Source organism: Nocardia sp. NPDC102475 (genome assembly GCF_055584605.1).
Genome location: NZ_JBVJLS010000016.1, coordinates 81,393 through 100,647 on the forward strand (window position 1 = coordinate 81,393; position 19,255 = coordinate 100,647).

The 19,255-nt window shown below is 64.6% G+C and carries 16 protein-coding genes and 1 pseudogene; 13 read left to right on the top strand and 4 right to left on the bottom strand.

Annotation, left to right across the window (positions count from 1 at the left end; genetic code table 11):
* Positions 1-17 precede the first annotated feature (17 nt).
* On the bottom strand, positions 18-164 hold the full coding sequence (locus ACZ60G_RS27195) for an aldehyde dehydrogenase family protein (protein WP_465813518.1): 147 nt from the start codon (positions 162-164) through the stop codon (positions 18-20).
* Between the two features lie 181 nt (positions 165-345).
* On the opposite strand from ACZ60G_RS27195, the gene ACZ60G_RS27200 reads away from it, so the two are divergent.
* Positions 346-1,095, top strand: coding sequence for an enoyl-CoA hydratase-related protein (locus tag ACZ60G_RS27200; RefSeq protein WP_465813645.1), 750 nt, complete (start codon positions 346-348; stop codon positions 1,093-1,095).
* A gap of 4 nt (positions 1,096-1,099) precedes the next feature.
* Here ACZ60G_RS27200 and ACZ60G_RS27205 read toward each other — a convergent pair whose 3' ends face one another.
* Complete coding sequence (locus ACZ60G_RS27205) at positions 1,100-2,371, bottom strand: amidohydrolase family protein (RefSeq protein WP_465813519.1); 1,272 nt, start codon at positions 2,369-2,371, stop codon at positions 1,100-1,102.
* Positions 2,372-2,505: 134 nt separating this feature from the next.
* Here ACZ60G_RS27205 and ACZ60G_RS27210 point away from each other — a divergent pair, with 134 nt between their 5' ends.
* Positions 2,506-3,111 carry a TetR family transcriptional regulator gene (locus ACZ60G_RS27210; protein ID WP_465813520.1) on the top strand — a complete coding sequence of 202 codons (606 nt, stop codon included), beginning with the start codon at positions 2,506-2,508 and terminating at the stop codon, positions 3,109-3,111.
* A gap of 37 nt (positions 3,112-3,148) precedes the next feature.
* On the opposite strand, the pseudogene ACZ60G_RS27215 reads toward ACZ60G_RS27210, so the two are convergent.
* Both ACZ60G_RS27215 and ACZ60G_RS27220 read right to left on the bottom strand, forming a co-directional pair.
* A pseudogene (locus ACZ60G_RS27215) lies at positions 3,149-3,634 on the bottom strand (GMC oxidoreductase); the annotation flags it as partial.
* Positions 3,635-4,249: 615 nt separating this feature from the next.
* The gene (locus tag ACZ60G_RS27220; RefSeq protein WP_465813521.1) at positions 4,250-5,869 is read right to left on the bottom strand and encodes an MFS transporter; all 1,620 of its coding nucleotides are present in this window, start codon (positions 5,867-5,869) and stop codon (positions 4,250-4,252) included.
* 308 nt (positions 5,870-6,177) lie between these two features.
* Here ACZ60G_RS27220 and ACZ60G_RS27225 point away from each other — a divergent pair, with 308 nt between their 5' ends.
* The 11 genes from ACZ60G_RS27225 (at position 6,178) to ACZ60G_RS27275 (ending at position 19,242) form a co-directional block, all read left to right on the top strand.
* Complete coding sequence (locus tag ACZ60G_RS27225) at positions 6,178-6,690, top strand: MTB12 C-terminal domain-containing protein (RefSeq protein WP_465813522.1); 513 nt, start codon at positions 6,178-6,180, stop codon at positions 6,688-6,690.
* A 222-nt stretch (positions 6,691-6,912) separates the two neighbouring features.
* Entirely contained in the window at positions 6,913-7,722 is an 810-nt protein-coding gene (locus tag ACZ60G_RS27230; RefSeq protein ID WP_465813523.1) for an SDR family NAD(P)-dependent oxidoreductase, read from the top strand.
* Positions 7,719-7,913, top strand: a complete 195-nt coding sequence (locus tag ACZ60G_RS27235) for a ferredoxin (protein WP_397028129.1) — start codon at positions 7,719-7,721, stop codon at positions 7,911-7,913. Before ACZ60G_RS27230 ends, ACZ60G_RS27235 begins: the two co-directional genes overlap by 4 nt.
* Positions 7,914-7,921: 8 nt before the next feature.
* Positions 7,922-9,160 carry a cytochrome P450 gene (locus ACZ60G_RS27240; RefSeq protein ID WP_465813524.1) on the top strand — a complete coding sequence of 413 codons (1,239 nt, stop codon included), beginning with the start codon at positions 7,922-7,924 and terminating at the stop codon, positions 9,158-9,160.
* A gap of 33 nt (positions 9,161-9,193) precedes the next feature.
* Entirely contained in the window at positions 9,194-10,366 is a 1,173-nt protein-coding gene (locus tag ACZ60G_RS27245) for an amidohydrolase family protein (protein WP_465813525.1), read from the top strand.
* Positions 10,363-11,598 (top strand): M24 family metallopeptidase, encoded by a 1,236-nt coding sequence (locus ACZ60G_RS27250; protein WP_465813526.1) that lies wholly within the window; start codon positions 10,363-10,365, stop codon positions 11,596-11,598. Before ACZ60G_RS27245 ends, ACZ60G_RS27250 begins: the two co-directional genes overlap by 4 nt.
* Complete coding sequence (locus ACZ60G_RS27255) at positions 11,588-12,739, top strand: M24 family metallopeptidase (protein WP_465813527.1); 1,152 nt, start codon at positions 11,588-11,590, stop codon at positions 12,737-12,739. The genes ACZ60G_RS27250 and ACZ60G_RS27255 overlap by 11 nt, the downstream gene beginning before the upstream one ends.
* Complete coding sequence (locus tag ACZ60G_RS27260; RefSeq protein ID WP_465813528.1) at positions 12,736-13,692, top strand: enoyl-CoA hydratase/isomerase family protein; 957 nt, start codon at positions 12,736-12,738, stop codon at positions 13,690-13,692. The genes ACZ60G_RS27255 and ACZ60G_RS27260 overlap by 4 nt, the downstream gene beginning before the upstream one ends.
* A gap of 3 nt (positions 13,693-13,695) precedes the next feature.
* Complete coding sequence (locus ACZ60G_RS27265) at positions 13,696-16,089, top strand: CaiB/BaiF CoA transferase family protein (protein WP_465813529.1); 2,394 nt, start codon at positions 13,696-13,698, stop codon at positions 16,087-16,089.
* A complete protein-coding gene (locus ACZ60G_RS27270; protein ID WP_465813530.1) occupies positions 16,089-17,762 on the top strand; it encodes an FAD-binding protein in 1,674 nt (557 codons plus the stop codon). The genes ACZ60G_RS27265 and ACZ60G_RS27270 overlap by 1 nt, the downstream gene beginning before the upstream one ends.
* 4 nt (positions 17,763-17,766) lie before the next feature.
* The gene (locus ACZ60G_RS27275; RefSeq protein ID WP_465813531.1) at positions 17,767-19,242 is read left to right on the top strand and encodes a class I adenylate-forming enzyme family protein; all 1,476 of its coding nucleotides are present in this window, start codon (positions 17,767-17,769) and stop codon (positions 19,240-19,242) included.
* The last annotated feature ends 13 nt before the right edge of the window (positions 19,243-19,255 follow it).

Below are 19,255 nucleotides of genomic sequence, written 5' to 3' on the forward strand. Positions count from 1 at the left end.
CTCGGCCCCTTTTCGGATCACTCCGGTTCGATGATGGAAACCGTCTTGTAGCGCAGGAATTCGTCGATCCCGGCCTGCCCGCCTTCTCTGCCGTAACCACTGATCCCGACGCCGCCGAAGGGCGTATGCGGCCACTTCTCGGTCAGCGGCACTCGGCTGGTCAAGTGCCCGGTCGTGTCACCGACTTCGGCCAGTTAGCTAATGGGTGTACTAGTTACAACGAGTTCAGTAACTTGCTGGCAGGATCGATGTAGAGGTGACCTCATTATGCTGACGTCGATAGGATTCCCGCATGAAAGGCACGACTGGCTCGGCCACGGCCATCCCCGCGAACAGGGCGATTCGATGACTGTCCGTCAGGAACGACGCGGCCGCGTGCTCGTGGTTCGGATCGACCGCGAGGAGAAACGCAATGCCATCGATCGAGCGGTCGCCGAGGGCATCGACGCGGCGCTGAACCTGCTCGAGGACGATCCGACGCTCTGGGTCGGCGTACTTACGGGGACCGCGTCGGTGTTCTCGGCGGGCACCGATCTGAGGGACGGGGCCGGTGGCGGCACCGAACGGGGCGGAGAGTACGGCATCATTCGCCGTCGCCAGGCGAAGCCGCTGATCGCGGCGGTCGAGGGGCCTGCCTTCGGTGGTGGTCTCGAGATCGTCCTCGCCTGCGATCTCGTAGTCGCTTCGCGCACAGCTCGTTTCGCACTCCCGGAGACCCGGCGCGGTGTGGTCGCCTCCTCGGGCGCGCTCTTCCGCACACTGCGGGCCCTGCCGCTGCACATAGCCAAGGAGCTATTGATCACCGGCGCCGTATTCGACGCCGAACGCGCTCATCAACTCGGGCTGGTGAACCGCGTCACCGAAGCGGGCCACGCACTCGATACGGCACTGGAAATCGCCGATGACATTTGTGCCTCGTCACCCGTGGCCGTCGGCGCGACATTGGCGGCGATCGCGTCTCAGCACGACGCGTCCGATGCCGACGGTTGGGATGCCACCGCCGAAGCCGTAGCCCGGGTAATGCGCAGCGAAGACTTGAAAGAAGGTGTTGCCGCATTCCTGGAAAAGCGCCCACCGCGGTGGCGGGGGCGCTGACCAGTCAGGCGACGTTGACCGGGGCCTTCTTCACGCTCTTGTCGAAGCCCACGACATCGGCCAGAGTGCCGCCGAGGATGATCGCCCGCTCGTCGTCGGGAACCCCGGCGAAGTTGAAGTCGATGCACTCCTTGCTGCTGCGGAAGGTGCCTTCCGCGTGTGGGTAGTCGTTGCCCCAGATGACGGTCGACATGCCGGTGATGTGGCGGGCCTTGACGGCTACCGGGTCGTCCGCGAACTGCACATGGATCTGACGCTGGAGGTATTCGCTGGGCGAGAGGGGGTAGGGCCATTTCCCGTTGATGGCGAACAGCCTTCCCATGGTCGGCTGGTCGTTCGGCGGGCGAGTGTCGTCCCAGAATCCGAGCCACCAATCGGCGTCCTGGCCGATGCCGGTCCGCCAGGATTTGTCCATCATGCCCATGAACGAGACCAGCCAGCCCGCACCGAACTCGGTGAGGTTGAAGTGCAGGTCGGGGAATCGTTCACACACACCGCCGCCGATGAGCGATGCGATGATCGCCTGCGGGCTGGCCGATGCGGTGTTCCCGCCGCCCATGGTGCGGCCCGCGACCATATCGTCGGTCAGCTGTCCCTTACCCATGTTCATGGCTGTCATCAGGCCCTTGACGGTGGTCGCCGTTTCCGACACCGACTCCTTGACCATTACTCCACCGGTGGCGACGTGAAAGAACACCGGCAACCCGTGCGCCTGAGCGGCCGCCCAGACCGGGTCGTACTCCCGCGACCAGTAGGGTAGCGGCGGGATCTCCGGCAGTAGGAGCGCTCCCAATCCCATGCGTGCGCACCGCTCGATCTCGGCGACCGCGTCCGGGATGTCGGTGAGCGGGATCGCCGCCGTGGGGCGCATCCGATCCTTGTACGGGAGATAGCGTTCGACGACATAGTCGTTCCACGCGCGCGCGTGTGCCATAGACAGCTCGTGGTCGTCGGTGAACAGGACGAACAGCGACAGGTTCGGGAACATCACCGAGGCGTCGACGCCATCGAGATCCATATCCCGGATGATGTTCTCCGGCTCGCCGTCCGGTGTCCGCCCGCCGAGCTGCCGGTACTTGGAGATGGTCCAACCGTCGAACCCGACCGTGTGCAGCTTCTTGAACTCGGTGTGTCCGCCCGCCACGATCGGCTCGTCGAGGGTGAACTCCTCCTCCCAGAGTGCGCGGTCCCGAAGATGTTTTGGCAGCCGGGTTTTGTACAGGTCGACCGGCTCGATGATGTGTGTATCGCCCGATACGACGAAGAAATCCGACACGTTGACACCTTGCTTTCTTGGCAGTTCCGCGCACCGGCGCGATTAGAAACTTAGCCTCATTAATGAGACTAAGTGTCAGACTAGCGCGCAGAACTCAGTTATGTCACGAAATTGCAAAGGGTAGCGTCATGCCCATGAGCGGAACCAAGCGCACGAGAATGATCGCCCGCGCCGCAGTGCGAGCCGACCTCGCACAGGTCGCCTATGAGCTGACCCGTGAGCGGGGGTTCCACAACGTCACCGTGGATGACATGGCCGCGGCTGCCGGGGTATCCCGCAGCACACTCCTGCGCTACTTCGGCAGCAAGGAGGAAGCGGTGCTGAGCGCGTTCGACGCGCACGCCGACCAGTTCGCGGACGCGCTACGCGCCCGGCCCGCCGAAGAGGACGACTGGACGGCGCTGCGCCGGGCATTGGGCGGGGTCATCGAGTTCTATCTGCAGGACCCGGTCGCCGCGCTCGCCATGACGCGACTCATCTTCGACACCCCGGAGTTGTCCGGGCGGCAGCTGGAGAAACAGCACAGTTGGCGACCGGCACTCACCGCGGCGCTGGCCGAGCGGGCAGGCGTGTCGGGGCCGGTCCCCATCGCGGTGGAGATCAAGGTCGCCGCGGCGACGAGTTGTCTGAATATCGCCGTCGAGCGCTGGTCGGCATCCAATGGCGAACTCGATCTGGCGGGGTTGCTCGATGAAGGATTCGACGCGTTCTCGTCGGCTCGCAACGGGCGCGCGCACTAGCGGGGTCGCCCTCTGAGGGGGCGACCCCGCCGGGTGGTCAGATGATCGAACCGACGTCTTGCGCCACTAGCTTGTCGAGTGCGCGTTCGGCGACGGCGGCGATGGTCATCGATGGGTTGCAGGCCGCGCTGTTACCCGGGATCAGCGCACCGTCGAGCACATAGAGTCCACGCTGTCCGTGCACGCGGCCCTCCAGATCGCAGACCGGACCCATATTCGCACCGCCGAGCGGGTGCCAGGTGGAGGGTGCCGCCAGGTTCGTATCGCCGAGAACGCTTGCGGGACCGGCGATCTTCTGCACCAGCGGACCGATGGTGCCGTTCTGGATCACCGCGTCGCCGTCCTTGGGCCAGCGCAGCACGGCCTCGTCCTTGCCCGAGTCGTATTCGAAGCGTCCACGGGCATTGCTGACGCCGTAGCCGACCAGCATGGTGGTGCGCGCATCTATGCCCGCCGGCGGGATCGATGCCTGGATGACCGTGGCCGCTTTCGTGGGATCGTCCCAGTTCAAACTGCCGTAGACGCGATCACGATGACCCGATGGTCTTCGCGAACGAGCGGGACCGTCCTCATGTTTGTTGCGATACCGCTGCTACCGGCAGCAATTCCGGTACCCGCCAATGCGATTGCGGCACCGGCGGTGCCACCGAGAAACGACCGGCGCGGGAATGCGGACATAGATTGATCGACCTCCAGACCGCGGGGATCGGATCCCGCGGGGATGTTGAGAGCAAGGAATACCGACCCGCGCGACAGTGGATTCGCGCGTGGGGTTTCGGCGGATCTCCCGCGGCGAATTCCGCGGGATGTCGAGGGGAAGGAATACCGGCCCGCGGGAGTGAACTTCGCGCACGGGGCCTCGGGGACTCCCGCGGCGATGTCGAGGGGAAGGAATTTTGGCCTGCGGAAGTGAATTCGCGCACGGGCCTCGGGGACCTCCGGCGTCGAATCCCACGACGAAGTTGAGATAGGGAATACCGGACCGCGGCAGTGGATTTCGCGCGGGGGTTCGAGGGACCTCCCACGGATGTCGGTGGGTGCAGGGGGTTGACGACATCCGTGGGAGGTCGGGCCCGCCGACCAGACGTGGGCACGATGGGTGACGGCAGTCGGCGGGGGATTGTGTTGCGGGAGTGGGTTACTCCGCGTGGTCGGCGCCGCCACGCGCCGCCGCGCGGCCGTGCCGCAGGATTACCGCTAGGACCAGTGCGATCACAGCGGTGCCCACTGCGAGCCAGAAAGTCTGGGTGTAGCCGCTGTCGGCGAATACCTGGGGTATCGGCTGGACGGCGTGGTTGCCCATGACGTCGATGTTCGCCTTGATCGGGTTGTTGTTGAGCAAGGCAGTGACCACGGCGAGGGAGACCGACGTGCCGAGGTTGATGGTGACACCGAGCATGCCGGTACTGATGCCTTGCTGTTCCTGCGGTACCGCGTCGACGACGAGATTGGCCACGGCGGCGTAGAAGAAGCCGAACCCGATCCCGGACAGCGCGTAGAACACCGAATAGGTGGCCCAGCTGTAGTCGACCAGGAGGTAGCCAACGCCCGCGACCACATTGACGGCGAAGCCGAGGATCGCCGGAATGCGGGCGCCGTATCGGTGCGCCAGCCAGCCGCCGAGCGGACCGGCGATGACGGCGACGAGTCCGGCCCAGAGTCCGACGTGCAGCGCGTACTGCAACATGGTGAAGCCGTTGCCATAGCTGTAGCTGGGATCGAGGACCACTTTCACCATGTCGACCGGGAGCGTGGCTCCGGTCATCTCATGGGCTTTGGCCACGACACCTTGTGCGACCTGGTCGCGCAGTCCGTCAGCATTCGGGGTCTGGGTCATGTACGCCAGCGTCAGCGGCTGTATCGCGATGATGCCGACACCGAAGAAGGACATCAGCAGCACCATGCTGACCTTGGGGTTCAACAACAGCCGCAGGTCGATCATCGGGCGGCTCACCCGGGTTTCCACCACGAAGAAAAGTGCCAGCAGCAGCAGTCCGCCAACCAGCCAGGCGACGCTGGTCGCGCGGCCCCAACCCCAGCTTTGGCCGTTGTCCAGGTAGAGCAGAACCAGCAGCGTACCGACGGACAGCAGCACCGCGCCGAAGGGATCGATCCGATCGCGTACCCGCAGCTTCGATTCCGGAACTACGAGCACGACGAGCAGCGTCATCACGGCGGTGAAACCGCCCAGACCCCAGAACAACGACCGCCAGGAGAAGTGGTCGAGCATCACACCGCCGATCACCGGCGCTATCGCAGCGGCAATACCGATCCCGGCGCCGACGAAACCGAGCGCGGTCGCCACGAACCGCCGCGGCATCAGATCCCGGATCAGGCCGAAGGCAATGAACTGGCTGGCGACGGCGAACGCCTGCAGACCACGTCCGATCAGGAACAGCGTCCAGTTGTCGGTGACCGCGTCGATCAACGAGCCGACGACGAACAGCGCGCCGCACGCCACGAACAACCGCTTCTTGCCCCAGATGTCGCTCATTTTGCCCAGCAGCGGTGTCGCGGAGGCACCGACCAGGCCGATCAAGATGACCACCCAGTTGATGTTGGCCCCGACGTCGGGGAAGGTGGCGCTCATATCGTGCAGTGCCGGGGTGATCATCGTGTACTGAACGGGGACGACCTCGGTCATCAGCACGATGAGCGCGAGCACCGCGTAGATGCGAAGTCGCGAGGCGTTCTCGAGCCGACCGGTGTCGACGGCGATGTCGACTTCATCCGGTGGAGGAGTGGTGGTAGCGGACATAGAACGCTCCAGGGGGAGAAACGATGAGATGGGAGTCACATGAGGCGGCTCTTGGCGGCGGACGATATGAGGTCGCATCCGTCGTCCGCGCATTCGTCCTACTCACCGGAAATTCGTGCATATCCGTGCGGCGACCTTTGGTGATGCGGTCGAGACCGGGGCACGGCGGTAGTGGTTGTCGCACTCAGCGCCGTCGCGCCGATGAGCTAAGAGCACGCTTTGCCCGCTGAGCGGAACAACGGATATGCGATGCGTCATCGAGGGCTTTCATGTGTCTTCCAACACACCCCCCTTCACAAGGACGCACTATGACCCATCTGTTCGTTCGCCGTGTACTGGCCACCGCCGGGGCCATGGCAGTGGTTTCGGCAACTGTCATCGGTTGTTCCAGCTCGAACGACGACTCCGCGAGCACCACCACGACGGCGACGAGCGCCCCGGCGGCGCAGGCCACTTCCGCGCAGGCCGATTCGAACGACCCGGCGGTCAAGGAAATCACCGACGCCTTCGTCGCATTCTTCGACGGCAAGACCCCCGCCGACACGAAAGCCGGTCTCGTGGAGAACGGTTCGACATTCGCCCCGACGCTGGCGGCGCAGGCGAGCAGTCCGATGGCTGCCGGTTCCACGGCGACGGTGTCCAATGTGAAGCTCGACGACAGCACGCATGCCTCGGTCACCTACACCGTCCTGATCAACGGCAACCCGGCCCTGCCGAATCAGGCGGGCAAGGCCATCAGCGTCGACGGGAAGTGGAAGGTCGCCGCGGCGACCTTCTGCGGTCTGCTGAAGTTGCAGGGCGGCGCTCCGGCCAGCTGCTGATCGCCGCGATACGGGTCGGTAACTCGGTTTTCTACTGAGTGAGACGGCGACCCGCGAAATTCGTGCGGTCAATAGCATCGGCCATGAGCGCAGCGCCTGGTGAAACTCGACCAGTCTGCATGGGATCCCTTGTTGTCCAAGATTTTTCGTATCACACGCCGAGTATCGGGCGGCAGCCGGTCGCCAATGCTCATTCGGCCGTCGATGAAAGGCATACACGCTGTGGTGAATGAATTAGCTGGCAAAGTCGCCATCGTTACCGGCGGCGCGGCTGGAATCGGTGAGGCCGTTGTCGAGCTGTTCGCGGCCGAAGGCGCCCGGGTCGTCATCGCCGACCGGGATTCGGATGGCGGTGAACAACTGGCCGAACGCCTCGGCGCGGACGTCATCTTCACCAAGACCGATGTCGCGGACCCCGAGCAGGTCACCCAGCTGGTCGCCACCGCCGTCGAGCGATTCGGCGGTCTCGACATCATGGTCAACAACGCGGGCATTTCCGGTGCGATGCATGCCGGATTCCTCGATGACGACCTCGCCGATTTCCATCAGGTGCTCGGTGTCAACTTGCTCGGTGTGATGGCGGGAACGCGGGAGGCGGCACGCCATATGGTTGCCAACGGGGGCGGCTCGATCATCAATGTCTCTTCGATCGGCGGTATTCAGGCGGGCGCCAGCGTGATGTCATATCGCGCATCCAAAGCGGCGGTAATACATTTCACCAAATCGGCCGCGATGGAATTCGCCGCCGCCGATATCCGAATCAATTGCATCGCACCCGGAAACATTCCGACATCCCTGCTCGCCTCGGCCGTCGCGAACATGAGTGCGGAGGAAGCCGACAGATTTGTCGGCGCCGCTCGCGAGATCATGCGAAATACCAAACCGCTGCGGCGAGACGGCGAAGCTCGCGATGTCGCCGAGGCCGCGCTGTATTTCGGCAGCGACCGGTCGGCGTATGTGACGGGCACGATCCTGCCGGTCGACGGTGGCACCGTCGCGGGCATGAAGAGCCAGGTCAAGGACGTTCGATGAAAGTGATTGTCGACCAAGACAAATGCCTTGCGAACGGTCAGTGCGCGCTGTACGCGGGCGACGTATTCGACCAACGCGACGAGGACGGCGTCGTCGTATTGCTGAACGAACATCCGGCGCCAGACCGGGCCGACGACGTCCATCAGGCAGCTGCGGCCTGCCCCGCGCGCGCCATCCATATCGAGGAATGACGGAGACCATGTCCGAAACATCGATCGGTACCGCCACCGACGCCGCTGTGCCCCAATATCCGATGGAGCGCTCGATGCGCTGCCCCTTCGCGCCGCCACCTCAGCTGCTCGATATGGCCGCCGCGAAACCGCTCAGCAGAGTACGGATCTGGGACGGCAGCGAGCCGTGGGTTGTCACCGGATACACCGAAGCGCGGTCGCTGTTCTATGACCCGCGGGTCAGCGTCGACGATCGCCGCCCAGGATTTCCGCACTGGAACGAGGGCATGAAGGCGATGTCGCACTCGCGTCCGGCGTCGGTGTTCAACCGGGACCTGGAGGAACACGCCCGGTACCGGCGAATGCTGACGAAACCGTTCGCGCTCAAGCGGGTCGAGGCATTGCGGCCGGTGATACAGAAGATCACCGACGAGCATATCGACGCCATACTCGCCGGTCCGAAACCGGCCGATATCGTCGCGGCGCTGGCGCTGCCGATGCCGTCGCTGGTCATCAGTGAGCTGCTGGGCGTGCCCTACGCCGACCACGAATTCTTCCAGCGCCACAGTGATGTCGGCTTGGGTCGATACACCACCGCAGAGGAGTCGCAGCAGAATGTCCTCGGCTTGCTCAACTATCTGGCGGAGCTGACGGAGGCCAAGGCCGAGAATCCGGCAGAGGACGCGGTGTCCGATCTGGCGGAGCGGGTCAAGGCCGGTGAGATCGATAAATGGGAAGCCGCGATGCAGGGCGTCGGCCTGCTGGTCGCGGGGCACGAGACCACCTCGAACATGATCGGTCTCGGTGTGCTCGCCCTGCTGGAGCATCCGGAACAGCTGGCGGTCGTCCGGGACACCGACGATCCGAAGGTGCTGGCCAACGCCATCGAGGAACTGCTGCGGTATCTCAGCATCATCCATACCGGGCAGCGGCGAGTTGCCATGGAGGACATCGAGATCGGTGGCGAGGTAATCCGTGCCGAGGAGGGCGTCATCATCGACCTGGCTCCGGCGAACTGGGATCCGAACACCTTTCCCGAGCCGGACCGGCTGGATTCCGACCGCCCGAATGCCAACCAGAACATGGCATTCGGTCACGGGCGGCATCAATGTCCTGGCCAGCAGCTCGCCCGTGCGGAGCTGCAGATCGTCTTCCAGACACTGTTCCGGCGTATTCCGACGCTGCGGCTGGCGACGACGATCGACCAGATCGATTTCAAGCACGACCGGCTGGCCTTTGGGGTCTACGAGCTGCCGGTCGAGTGGTGACCAATTCCTACAAGAAATGCATGGAGGCAAGTGATGTCAAGCCCGACGAAGAACGTCTCGTTATACCCACCCGAGGGCTACGGCGCGCCGAAGAACCGGCACGGTAACGCCACGGGCGACGTGGGTCTGCCCCCGGGCACGGAGGTGTTCTCGGCCGATAATCACATCTCGCTCTCGGACGATATTTTCTTCCAGTATCTTCCCGATGAGCTGAAGGCTCAGGCACCGCGGATCTGGTATGAGGAAGGGGCCTATCAGGTCGGCGCCGTCGGGCATTCGTTCCTCCCGCCCGAGTTCAGTGCCGTCCTGATGCAATACGACGACCTCGTCGGCGCGGCAAGCGGCAACCTCGAGGCCCGTATCGAGCAGTTGGCCGAAGACGGCGTCTACAAGGAGCTGGCGTTTCCGAATGCCGTCCTGGCGCTGTTCTTCCATTCCGACAAGGAAATGCGCGAGCGCCTGTTCCGGATCTACAACCAGTACATGGCGGGGCTGCAGGAGCGTTCCAAGGGACGGTTCTACGCTGCGGGCCTGATCAACTGGTGGGATCCGGCCGGTACGCGCCGGACCCTTGAAGAGCTGAAGTCGTTGGGGCTCAAGACTTTTCTGCTGCCACTCAACCCCGGTACGGACGCCGACGGCAACCAGATCGACTACGCGAGCACGGCGATGGACCCGGTGTGGGACGAGATCGAAGCCTCGGGCGTGCCCATTTCCCATCACATCGGGGAGACCGGGCTCAAGGCCCCCTGCGAGTTCAATACCATCGTGGTCGGGATGATGGTCAATGTCGACTCGTTCCGGGAGATGTTCGGCAGGTACATCTTCTCCGGCATTCTCGACCGGCATCCGAAACTTCGGATCGGCTGGTTCGAGGGCGGGATTGCCTGGGTTCCGTCGGCACTGCAGGACGGCGAGCATCTGTATGCGTCCTACCAGCACATGTGCGAGCCGAAACTGCAGCACGACGTGCGCTACTACTGGAACAAGCATATGAGCGCCGCGTTCATGGTGGATCCGCTCGGCTTGCAGCAGATCGACCAGATCGGCGTGGACAACGTGATGTGGTCCACGGACTATCCGCATAACGAAAGCACTTTCGGCTATTCGGAGAAGTCGCTGCAGCTGGTCATCGACGCCGTCGGCCCGGAAAAGGCAGCTCAAATCGTCAGCGGCAATATCAAGAAATTCCTGGGTATCGAATGACTAATTCTCCGACAGCGGTAGGGACGTCGATCCGGATTCCGGACGAACCGGATCGCGCCCGCATGCGGCGCGAAACCGGAGCCCGGTTACGGGCGGCGATGGCGGAGCAGGGCGTGGACGCGCTGGTACTCCTCGAAGATCAATCCGTCATGTATGCGACCGGAGCGAGCTGGCCGCTCGGCGACGCCGGTCTTTCGCATATCGAGTGCCCGGTCGCGGTGGTCCTGGTAGACGACGAGTGGCCGCACCTGTTCCTGCCCTTCCGGGAGGGCGCGGCCACCGAATCCGAGCTGCCCGCGGACTATGTCCACGGACCGGTCTATCTCGAATTCGACGAAGGTGTAACGGATTTCGCGCGGATCCTGGCCGAGCTCGTCCCCAGCGGGGCGCGGGTGGCAGTGGACCAGTCCACGGGTGCGATGCGACGCGCGGATCAGAAATTGTTCCCGTCCGGTCCGCCCACCGACGCCGCTCTGGTGCTCAGCGCGGCCAAATTGGTCAAGACCCAGGACGAGCTGGCCTGTATCCGCACGGCGTGCCGGATTACCGACACCGCGATGGTCGATGTCCACGCGGCGCTGGCACCCGGAATCCGGCAGATCGATCTGTCGGCGGCCTTCGTGCGGCGGGCGTTCGAACTCGGCGCCACCGCCAATATTCTCGACCCCATCTGGCAGGTCATGCCGGAAAGCAAGGCAGAAGGCGTCTGGACCGTACACGACGATCTCGCGCTGCCCTTGCTGACGACCGAACGCGAGTTGGCGCGCGGCGATGTCCTGTGGACCGACGTGAGCATCAGCTACGGCGGCTACTGCTCCGACTTCGGCCGGACTTGGGTGGTGGGCCAGGACCCCACCCCTAGACAGCAGGCGCAATTCACCAGATGGCGGGAGATCCTGGACGCGGTCCTCTCGGTGACCCGCGCCGGAGCCTCGCTGAATGAACTGGCCAGGGCGGCCATCGACGCCAACGGTGGTAAAAAGCCCTGGCTGCCCCACTTCTATCTGGGGCACGGCATCGGTGTCGGCCCCGCCGAGATGCCCATGATCGGTACGGATCTGGGCGAAGACTTCGACAAGAACTTCGTCCTCGCGCCGGGCACGGTGGTGGTGCTGGAACCGGTGGTGTGGGAGGACGGCACCGGGGGCTACCGCAGCGAGGAGATCATCGTGATCACCGAGGAAGGCTTCATTCCGTTGACCGACTACACCTACGCGCCCTATGGCAACTGAGATCCTGGCCGACGAACGCGCACTCCGTCTCGGGCGACGGGAGCGCGTGCTGGCCCAGATGGAAGCCCACGACCTCGACCTGCTCGTACTGGGCAGGCAGGCCAATATTCGCTATGTCACGGGTACACCGCAGCTGTGGACCGCGGGTACCAGGCCGTTCGGTCCTGGATGCGTCCTCGTCCGCGAAACCGGCGACATTCATCTGTTGAGCACCTGGGACGAAGGCGTTCCCGAGGATATTCCGCACGAAAACCTGTACGGGATCATGTGGAATCCGCTCAACCTCGTGGGGGTGCTGCGCCAGATCGGCGGTGCCGCCACCGCCAGGCGGGTGGGCACAGATGCCCTGTCCCCGCTGTTCTCCCAGTTCTTGCCGATGGCATTTCCACAGGCGGAACTGGTCGACGGTGAACAGGCCATGCGTGCCGCCCGGCGGATCAAGACTCCCGAAGAAATTGTGGTGCTTCGGGATTCGATCCGCATCGCGGAAGCGGGCCTGGCGGCGGCGGTTGCCGAACTGCGGCCCGGGGTCACCGAGAAGACCCTGACCGGAGTCATGTTGCAGGCGATGGCGGCCGGGGGCATGAGTACCCCGGCCACCCAGGACGCTGCCTGGGTGACCGCACCGGATCACCCGTGGCGGCGCGCGTCCGGTGACCGGCGCGCACAGCCCGGCGACCTGGTGGCTTTCTCCGCGGGAGTCATCGGCAACGGTTACATCGCCCAGATCGGCCGGACCTGGCCGACGTGGGCGCCGAAAGACGGCACAAGTGCGCTCTACGAGCGGTGGGATCAGCTCTGGTCGCGTCTGCTCGGTGCCTGTCGGCCGGGTCGACTCGCCAGCGAGTTCCTCAGCGCATACGAGGCCGCGGGCGAACCGCTGCCGCCACTGCCGGTGGCCCATGCGCTGGGGCTGGGGTTCGACGCACCCGTGGTATCGCCGCAACTTCCGGCCACCGCCGCCGCGGAGCATCTGGAACCCGGGATGGTCCTAGCCGTCACCGGTTACGTCTGGGAGCAGGGCATCGGCGCCGTCTTCGGACGGGAGATGGTGCTCATCACCGCAGACGGACCCGAGGTGCTGACGTCCGGCCCGTCGTGGAACTCCCAACGCGGGCATCGTGATTGGAGCAGCGAATGAGTGAGTCCGCGCCGTCCGCCGAGGAAATCATCCTCTACAAGAAGGATCCCAAAACCAAGATCGCCACGATCACCTTCAACCGGCCCGACCACCTCAATGCGCCGACTATCGCCGCCCGGGTGCGCTACGCCGACCTGTTGCACCGCGCAAGTGTCGACGACGACGTCAAGGTGCTCGTAATCCGTGGCGAGGGCGATGATCTCGGCACCGGTGCCGACCTGCCGGAATTCATGGCGGCGCACACCAGCCCCGATCAGGGGCCGAAGCTCGCCGAATTCCGCATCGGCGCAGACGAAGTCACCTATCCGCCCCAGGGTTCGTTCCGGCACGGCGCGACACTCAGCTCGTGGTATGCCAACTCCCACTCCGGAATTCGCAGCCTCCAGGATTTCAAGAAGATCAGCATTCTGGAGGTGAAGGGCTACTGCTACGGGTGGCACTTCTATCAGGCCGCCGACGCCGATCTGGTGATCTCCTCCGACGACGCGCTGTTCGGCCATCCGGCCTTCCGCTACGTCGGGTGGGCGCCGCGCATGTGGTGGTGGGCGCAGACCATGGGCCTGCGCAAATTCCAGGAGATGGTATTCACCGGGCGAGCGTTCACCGCCGCCGAAATGTACCAGTGCAACTTCCTCAACAGCGTCGTCCCGAGGGACCAGCTGGAAGCGGAAGTGGACAAGTACGCACAGGCCTGCGCCAGCAATCGGCCGACGGACACGGTTTTCATGCAGAAGTCCTTCTTCGAGTTCATGAAGCAGTACCAGGGCGAATACCTGGGCAGCATGATCAGCGGACTTTTCGAAACGGTCGGCGGCTTCGCGGCGCCCGACACCGACGACATGATGTTCGACCAGGCCATGAATCGCGGAATCAATAACGCGGTCAAGGACAACGACAGCAAATTTCCGCCGGAATGGCGGCTGAGCAAGCGCGCTCGGGAGCGGAAGGACTAGCTCGTGGAACCGCTCGATGGTTATGTCGTCGTCGATTTCTCCAGTGGGATCGCCGGAGCTTACTGTACGAAGCTGCTGGCCGATGCAGGCGCGGAGGTCGTCAAAGTCGAAGCGCCGGAAGGTGATCGGCTGCGCAGCTGGTCGGCGTCGCACACCGAAATCCCGGCCGGCGCCGACGGCGCGCTGTTCGGTTTCCTCGCGTGCTCGAAGCGCAGTGTCGTCGCCGATCCGGATGAGATCGACTTCGTGGACCGACTGCTGGCGGGGGCGGACGCGGTGGTCTGGAGTCGCGGATCGAGTGTCGCGGAGCATCCGTCGTTCACTCCGGAAGCCATTCATGACCGGCATCCTCATCTGACGGTCACCTCGATCACCCCATTCGGTCTGCACGGTCCCTGGCAGGATCGACCGGCTACCGAGTTCACGCTGCAGGCGTGGTCGGGTGGGATCATCGGGCTCGGTCGCGGCGCGCCAGACCGTGCTCCGGTCTATGTCGGAGGCCGAATCGGCGAATGGGTTGCCGGGGCCTATGCCGCCGCGGGCACCCTGGCATCGCGGGCGCGGACACTCGGTACCGGCGTGGGCGAGCTGGTCGACCTTTCCATGCTCGAGACCCAAATCCTCAGTCTCACTTACTATTCCGTCACCTTCTTCGAGGCGCTGGGTCGGCTGATGCGGCCGGGGCGAGGGCTCATGGTGCCCGGAGTGGCCAGCGCCAAGGACGGAATGGTGGCCGTCGGGTGCGGGACCGCGCAGCAGTGGTTCGACCTGTGCGCGATGGTCGGGCATCCGGAGTGGATCGACGAGAGCGCGCCGTTCTCGATCAGCGGGCGGGCGGGCGACCTGGCGAGTGAAATCGCCCCCTGGTTCGCCGAGCACACCGTCGAGGAAATCCGGGAGCTGGCAACGGCTTTCAGAATTCCCAATTCCCTGGTGGCCAATGGCGAGAACATCGCCGAGATGGAGCATTACCGGGCGCGCGGATCATTCGTGGCCAACCCCCGCGACGGCTACACCCAGCCCGCCCCGCCGTTCCGCCTGGGATCCGAGCCACCGCCGGCGCCTCGGCCCGCCCCCCGCCTCGACGAGCACGGGGAACGATATCGCGCCACACCCCCGGCAGCTCGACGAGACGGCGCGAAAGGGTTGCCCTTCAACGGACTTCGCGTGCTGGATATGACCGCCTTCTGGGCCGGGCCGTCCTGCACGCACTTGCTCGCCATGCTCGGTGCCGAAGTGATCCACGTCGAGTCGACCACCCGGCCCGACGGAACCCGGCTCATCGCCGGTGTCCCGCTCAGTGAGGAACAGTGGTGGGAACGTTCGCCGATATTCTCGAGCCTGAACACCAACAAGAAGAGCGTGACGCTGGACTTCCGAAGCGAGCGCGGGATCGAGGTGCTGCACCGGCTGATCCAGAGCTGCGACGTCATCGTCGAGAACTACACCCCCCGGGTGCTCGAGCAGATCGGGCTCGACTACGAGACGGTGCGCAGCCTGCGCCCCGACGCGATCATGGTCCGGATGCCGGGATTCGGCCTCGACGGGCCGTGGCGGGACAATCCGGCCTTCGCCTACATCATCGAGGATGCGTCCGGACTCACTTGGTTGACCGGCCATCCCGATCAGAACCCGGTCGAGCCGTTCTCGATCGGCGATCCGAATGCCGGTCTGCACGCCCTCAACGCGCTGCTGCTCGCGCTGGAACATCGGCGGCGCACCGGCGCGGGCATGCTCGTCGAGGCGGCGATGGTGGACGCCGCGATGAACGTCGCCGCCGAACAGGTCATCGAGCACTCCGCATACGGGCAACTCCTTGTGCGCGACGGTAATCGGGGACCGGAGGCGGCGCCGCAGAACCTCTACCGGACCGCCGATGTCGACGAATACGGCGGCAACGACTCCTGGGTCGCAGTCGCGGTCGCCACCGATGAGCAATGGTCGGGTCTGCGCGAAGCGATCGGTCGACCGGACTGGGCGACGGAGCTGGAGTTATCCACCGCCAGCGGGCGTCGCGAGCAGCACGACCTCATCGACAAGAATCTCGCCGCGTGGTGTGGGCAGCGCAGCGCGGGGGAGATCGTCCAAATCCTGTGGGATGCCGGAGTTCCGGTGGCCAAAGTGATGCAACCGCATCGCATCGCCGAATTGCCGCAGCTCGAGTCGCGCGGCTTCTATGAATATGTCGAGCATCCGGTGAACCCGACGGTCCGGCACAGCACGGTGCCGTTCACCTTGTCGGACGGTCCTGAACGGTGGCATACGCGCCACGCGCCGTTGTTGGGGGAGCACAACCAGGAAGTGCTGGCAGGACTCGGACTCAGTGAATCCGAGATCGCCGCACTGGCAAACGACGGTGTCATAGGGCAGGCGCCTGCAATGGGCAGGGGAAAGTGATGAACGACTGGGACCACACGACCGACTTCCTGGTCGTCGGCAGCGGTGCCGGGGTCGTCGGCGCATTGCGTGCCCGTGCCCTCGGCAAAGATGTTCTCGTCGTGGAGAAGTCCGACCTGCTCGGCGGATCGACCTGCATGTCGGGTGGCGTGATGTGGCTGCCCAACAATCTACTCATGCAGCGCGAGGATGTATCCGATTCGCTCGACACCGCCCTGGCCTATTTCGACTCCGTTGTCGGTGATGCGGGCCCGGCATCGTCTCCGGCCCGGAGACTGACCTACATCAATTCCGGAATCGAGATGGTCGGGTTCCTCGAATCCGAGGGTCTGGAATTTCGGCGCTGCGAAGGGTACAGCGACTACTACGCCGGAGTCCGTGGGATTGAAGGCGGATCTGCGCGGGGCAGGTCGATCGAACCGGAGGTCTTCGACAAGAAGAAGCTCGGTGCGTGGTTCGACCGGATCCGGCCCGGCTTCTCAGGCGCCATGGTGATCTACACCGTGGAGGCGGGGGCGATGTCGTTGATGCGCACGCGAATCGGCATGGCCACCCTGGCCAGGGTCGGGCGGCGCACGGTCGGCGGGCGCATTCGCGGAAAGAAGTTGGCGGCCAATGGCGCGGCCTTGATCGCCCGATTGATCGATGCGCTGCTGCGGCGCGAGGTGCCGATCTGGACCGAGTCCGCGCTAACGGATCTCGTCGTCGAAGACGGCCGGGTCGTCGGTGCCGTCATCCATCGCGACGGCAAGGACGTGCGCGTTCGTGCCCGGGACGGAATCCTGCTCGCCGCAGGCGGTTTCGCCCGCAACGAGGCGATGCGCAAGGAGCACTCGGACGGGCTACCTGTCGGCGCCGACTGGACCTCGGCCAACCCGGGGGACACCGGGGAGGCCATTCAGATCGCGACTGGCCTGGGAGCCGCGACCGACATGCTGGACGAGGCATGGTGGATGCCCTCGTGGATCATGCCCGACGGCACCCCCGGCATGTGCCTGTCCGAGCGGTGCAAGCCGGGCTCGCTCATCGTCGATGCGCAAGGCCTTCGATATTTCAACGAGGCGTGCTCGTATCAGGAGGCCGGTCAGCAGATGTACGCGCGGCATCGCGAGAACGGCGCGGCGGTTCCGTCCTGGCTCATCATCGATTCGCGTCATCGGTCGCACTACACGTTCGGGATGGCCCCCGCGGGCTGGACCCCGAAGGAGTTGATCACCGGCGGTGTGCTGAAGCGTGCTGACACCCTGGAAGAGCTTGCGCGCCAGTGCGATATCCCCGCCGACACGCTCCGCGAGACGATCGATCGGTTCAATCTGTTCGCCGAAACCGGCGTCGATGAGGACTTCCATCGCGGCGAGGGCGACCACGAGCGGTTCTATGGTGACCGCACCCACCAGCCGAATCCGAGCCTGGGTCCGATCGAGAAGGGGCCGTTCTACGCGGCCGCGCTCTACCCCGGCGATATCGGTACCAGTGGCGGGCTGCTCTGTGACGAGTTCTCCCGAGTATTGAATGCCGATGGGGAGCCGATCAGCGGTCTGTATGCGACTGGCAACTGCACTGCCTCTGTGATGGGACGGAAGTACCTCGGAGCGGGGGCGAGTATCGCCGCCTCAGCGGTATTCGGTTATGTCGCAGCGAATCACGCCACCATACATTCCGAAAGTTGTTGAAGACATGCATCTCTCAGCAATGGTCGAGATGATCGAGTCGGGCTTCGCCGACCGTATCCTGTTGGGCGACGCCGACCGGCGAGTGACCGGGGCCGAACTCGGTGCCATGGCGAAGGGTGGAGCAGCCACGCTGCGCGATTCTCCCGCGCTGGTTTACGCGGGGGAGAACCATCCACTGCTGCCGGTGGCTCTGTTGGCCGCGGCGTGCGCGGGGGTGCCGTTCGTGCCGGTGAACTACCGGTTGGACGACACCCAACTGAACAGTCTGATCGAACGGCAGCCAGAGGCACTCGTGCTGGCAGACGCGGCGACCGCGCCGCGAGTGTCAGCAGGTGCACTCGTCTTCGACGACTGGCTGGCCGGTCTGCCCACCGACGTGCCGCCCATGGATCCGTGGTTCGACGACGACGCGGTGGCGGTCGTGCTGTACACCAGCGGCACAACGGCAGCCCCCAAGTCGGCGCTGCTCAGGCACCGACACCTGATGGCCTACCTGCTGAACACCGTCGAATTCGGCAGCGCCGATCCCGAAGAGGCAGTACTGGTTTCAGTCCCGCCCTACCACGTCGCAGGCGTCGCCAACATGCTGTCGAACTTGTTCGCCGGGCGCCGACTGGTGTACCTGCGCGCCTTCGATCCATCGGCATGGCTCGACACGGTCCGCACGGAAGCCATAACCAACGCGATGGTGGTCCCGACAATGTTGGCGCGCATCGTGGACGCGGTAGCCGGATTCGATAGCGCGCCCCTCCCGACGCTGCGCTCCCTCTCGTATGGCGGCGCGAAAGTTTCCGAACGCATACTGCGCGAGGCACTTACGCGATTCCCCGACGTCGGATTCGTCAACGCCTACGGCTTGACCGAAACAGCATCGACAATCGCCATCCTCGCCCCCGAAGACCACCGAGCCGCACTCCTTTCCAACGACCCACTGATCCAAGCCCGCTTGTCCTCGGCGGGCCAGGTCCTCCCCACAATCGAGATCGAGATCCGCGACGACGACGGCCACGCCCTGCCCCCGGGGAAGTCAGGCGTCATCTTCCTACGCGGAGACCAGATCTCCGGCGAATACGCCACCGGCAGTCTGCTAGACGCCGACGGCTGGTTCTGCACCCGCGACAAGGGCCACGTGGACCCCGAGGGATATCTATACATCGAAGGCAGAGCCGACGACACGATCATCCGAGGCGGCGAAAACATAGCCCCCGCAGAGATCGAAGAAGTCCTCCTGTCCCACCCCGCAGTAGTCCAGGCCTGCGTAGTCGGCCCCCCGAGCGACGAATGGGGCCAAACCCTCGCCGCCGCAGTAGTACTCCGCGCAGGCGCCTTCGCAACCGACGAAGAACTACGCACCCTCGTCCGGTCCCGCCTCCGCGGCTCGAAAACCCCGGAAACAATCGTCTTCCGAAACTCCTTGCCGCACACCGACACCGGAAAGCTCCTGCGCAGACTCGTCCTCGAAGACCTGAGCGCCCGTTAGAGAGGTAGAATCC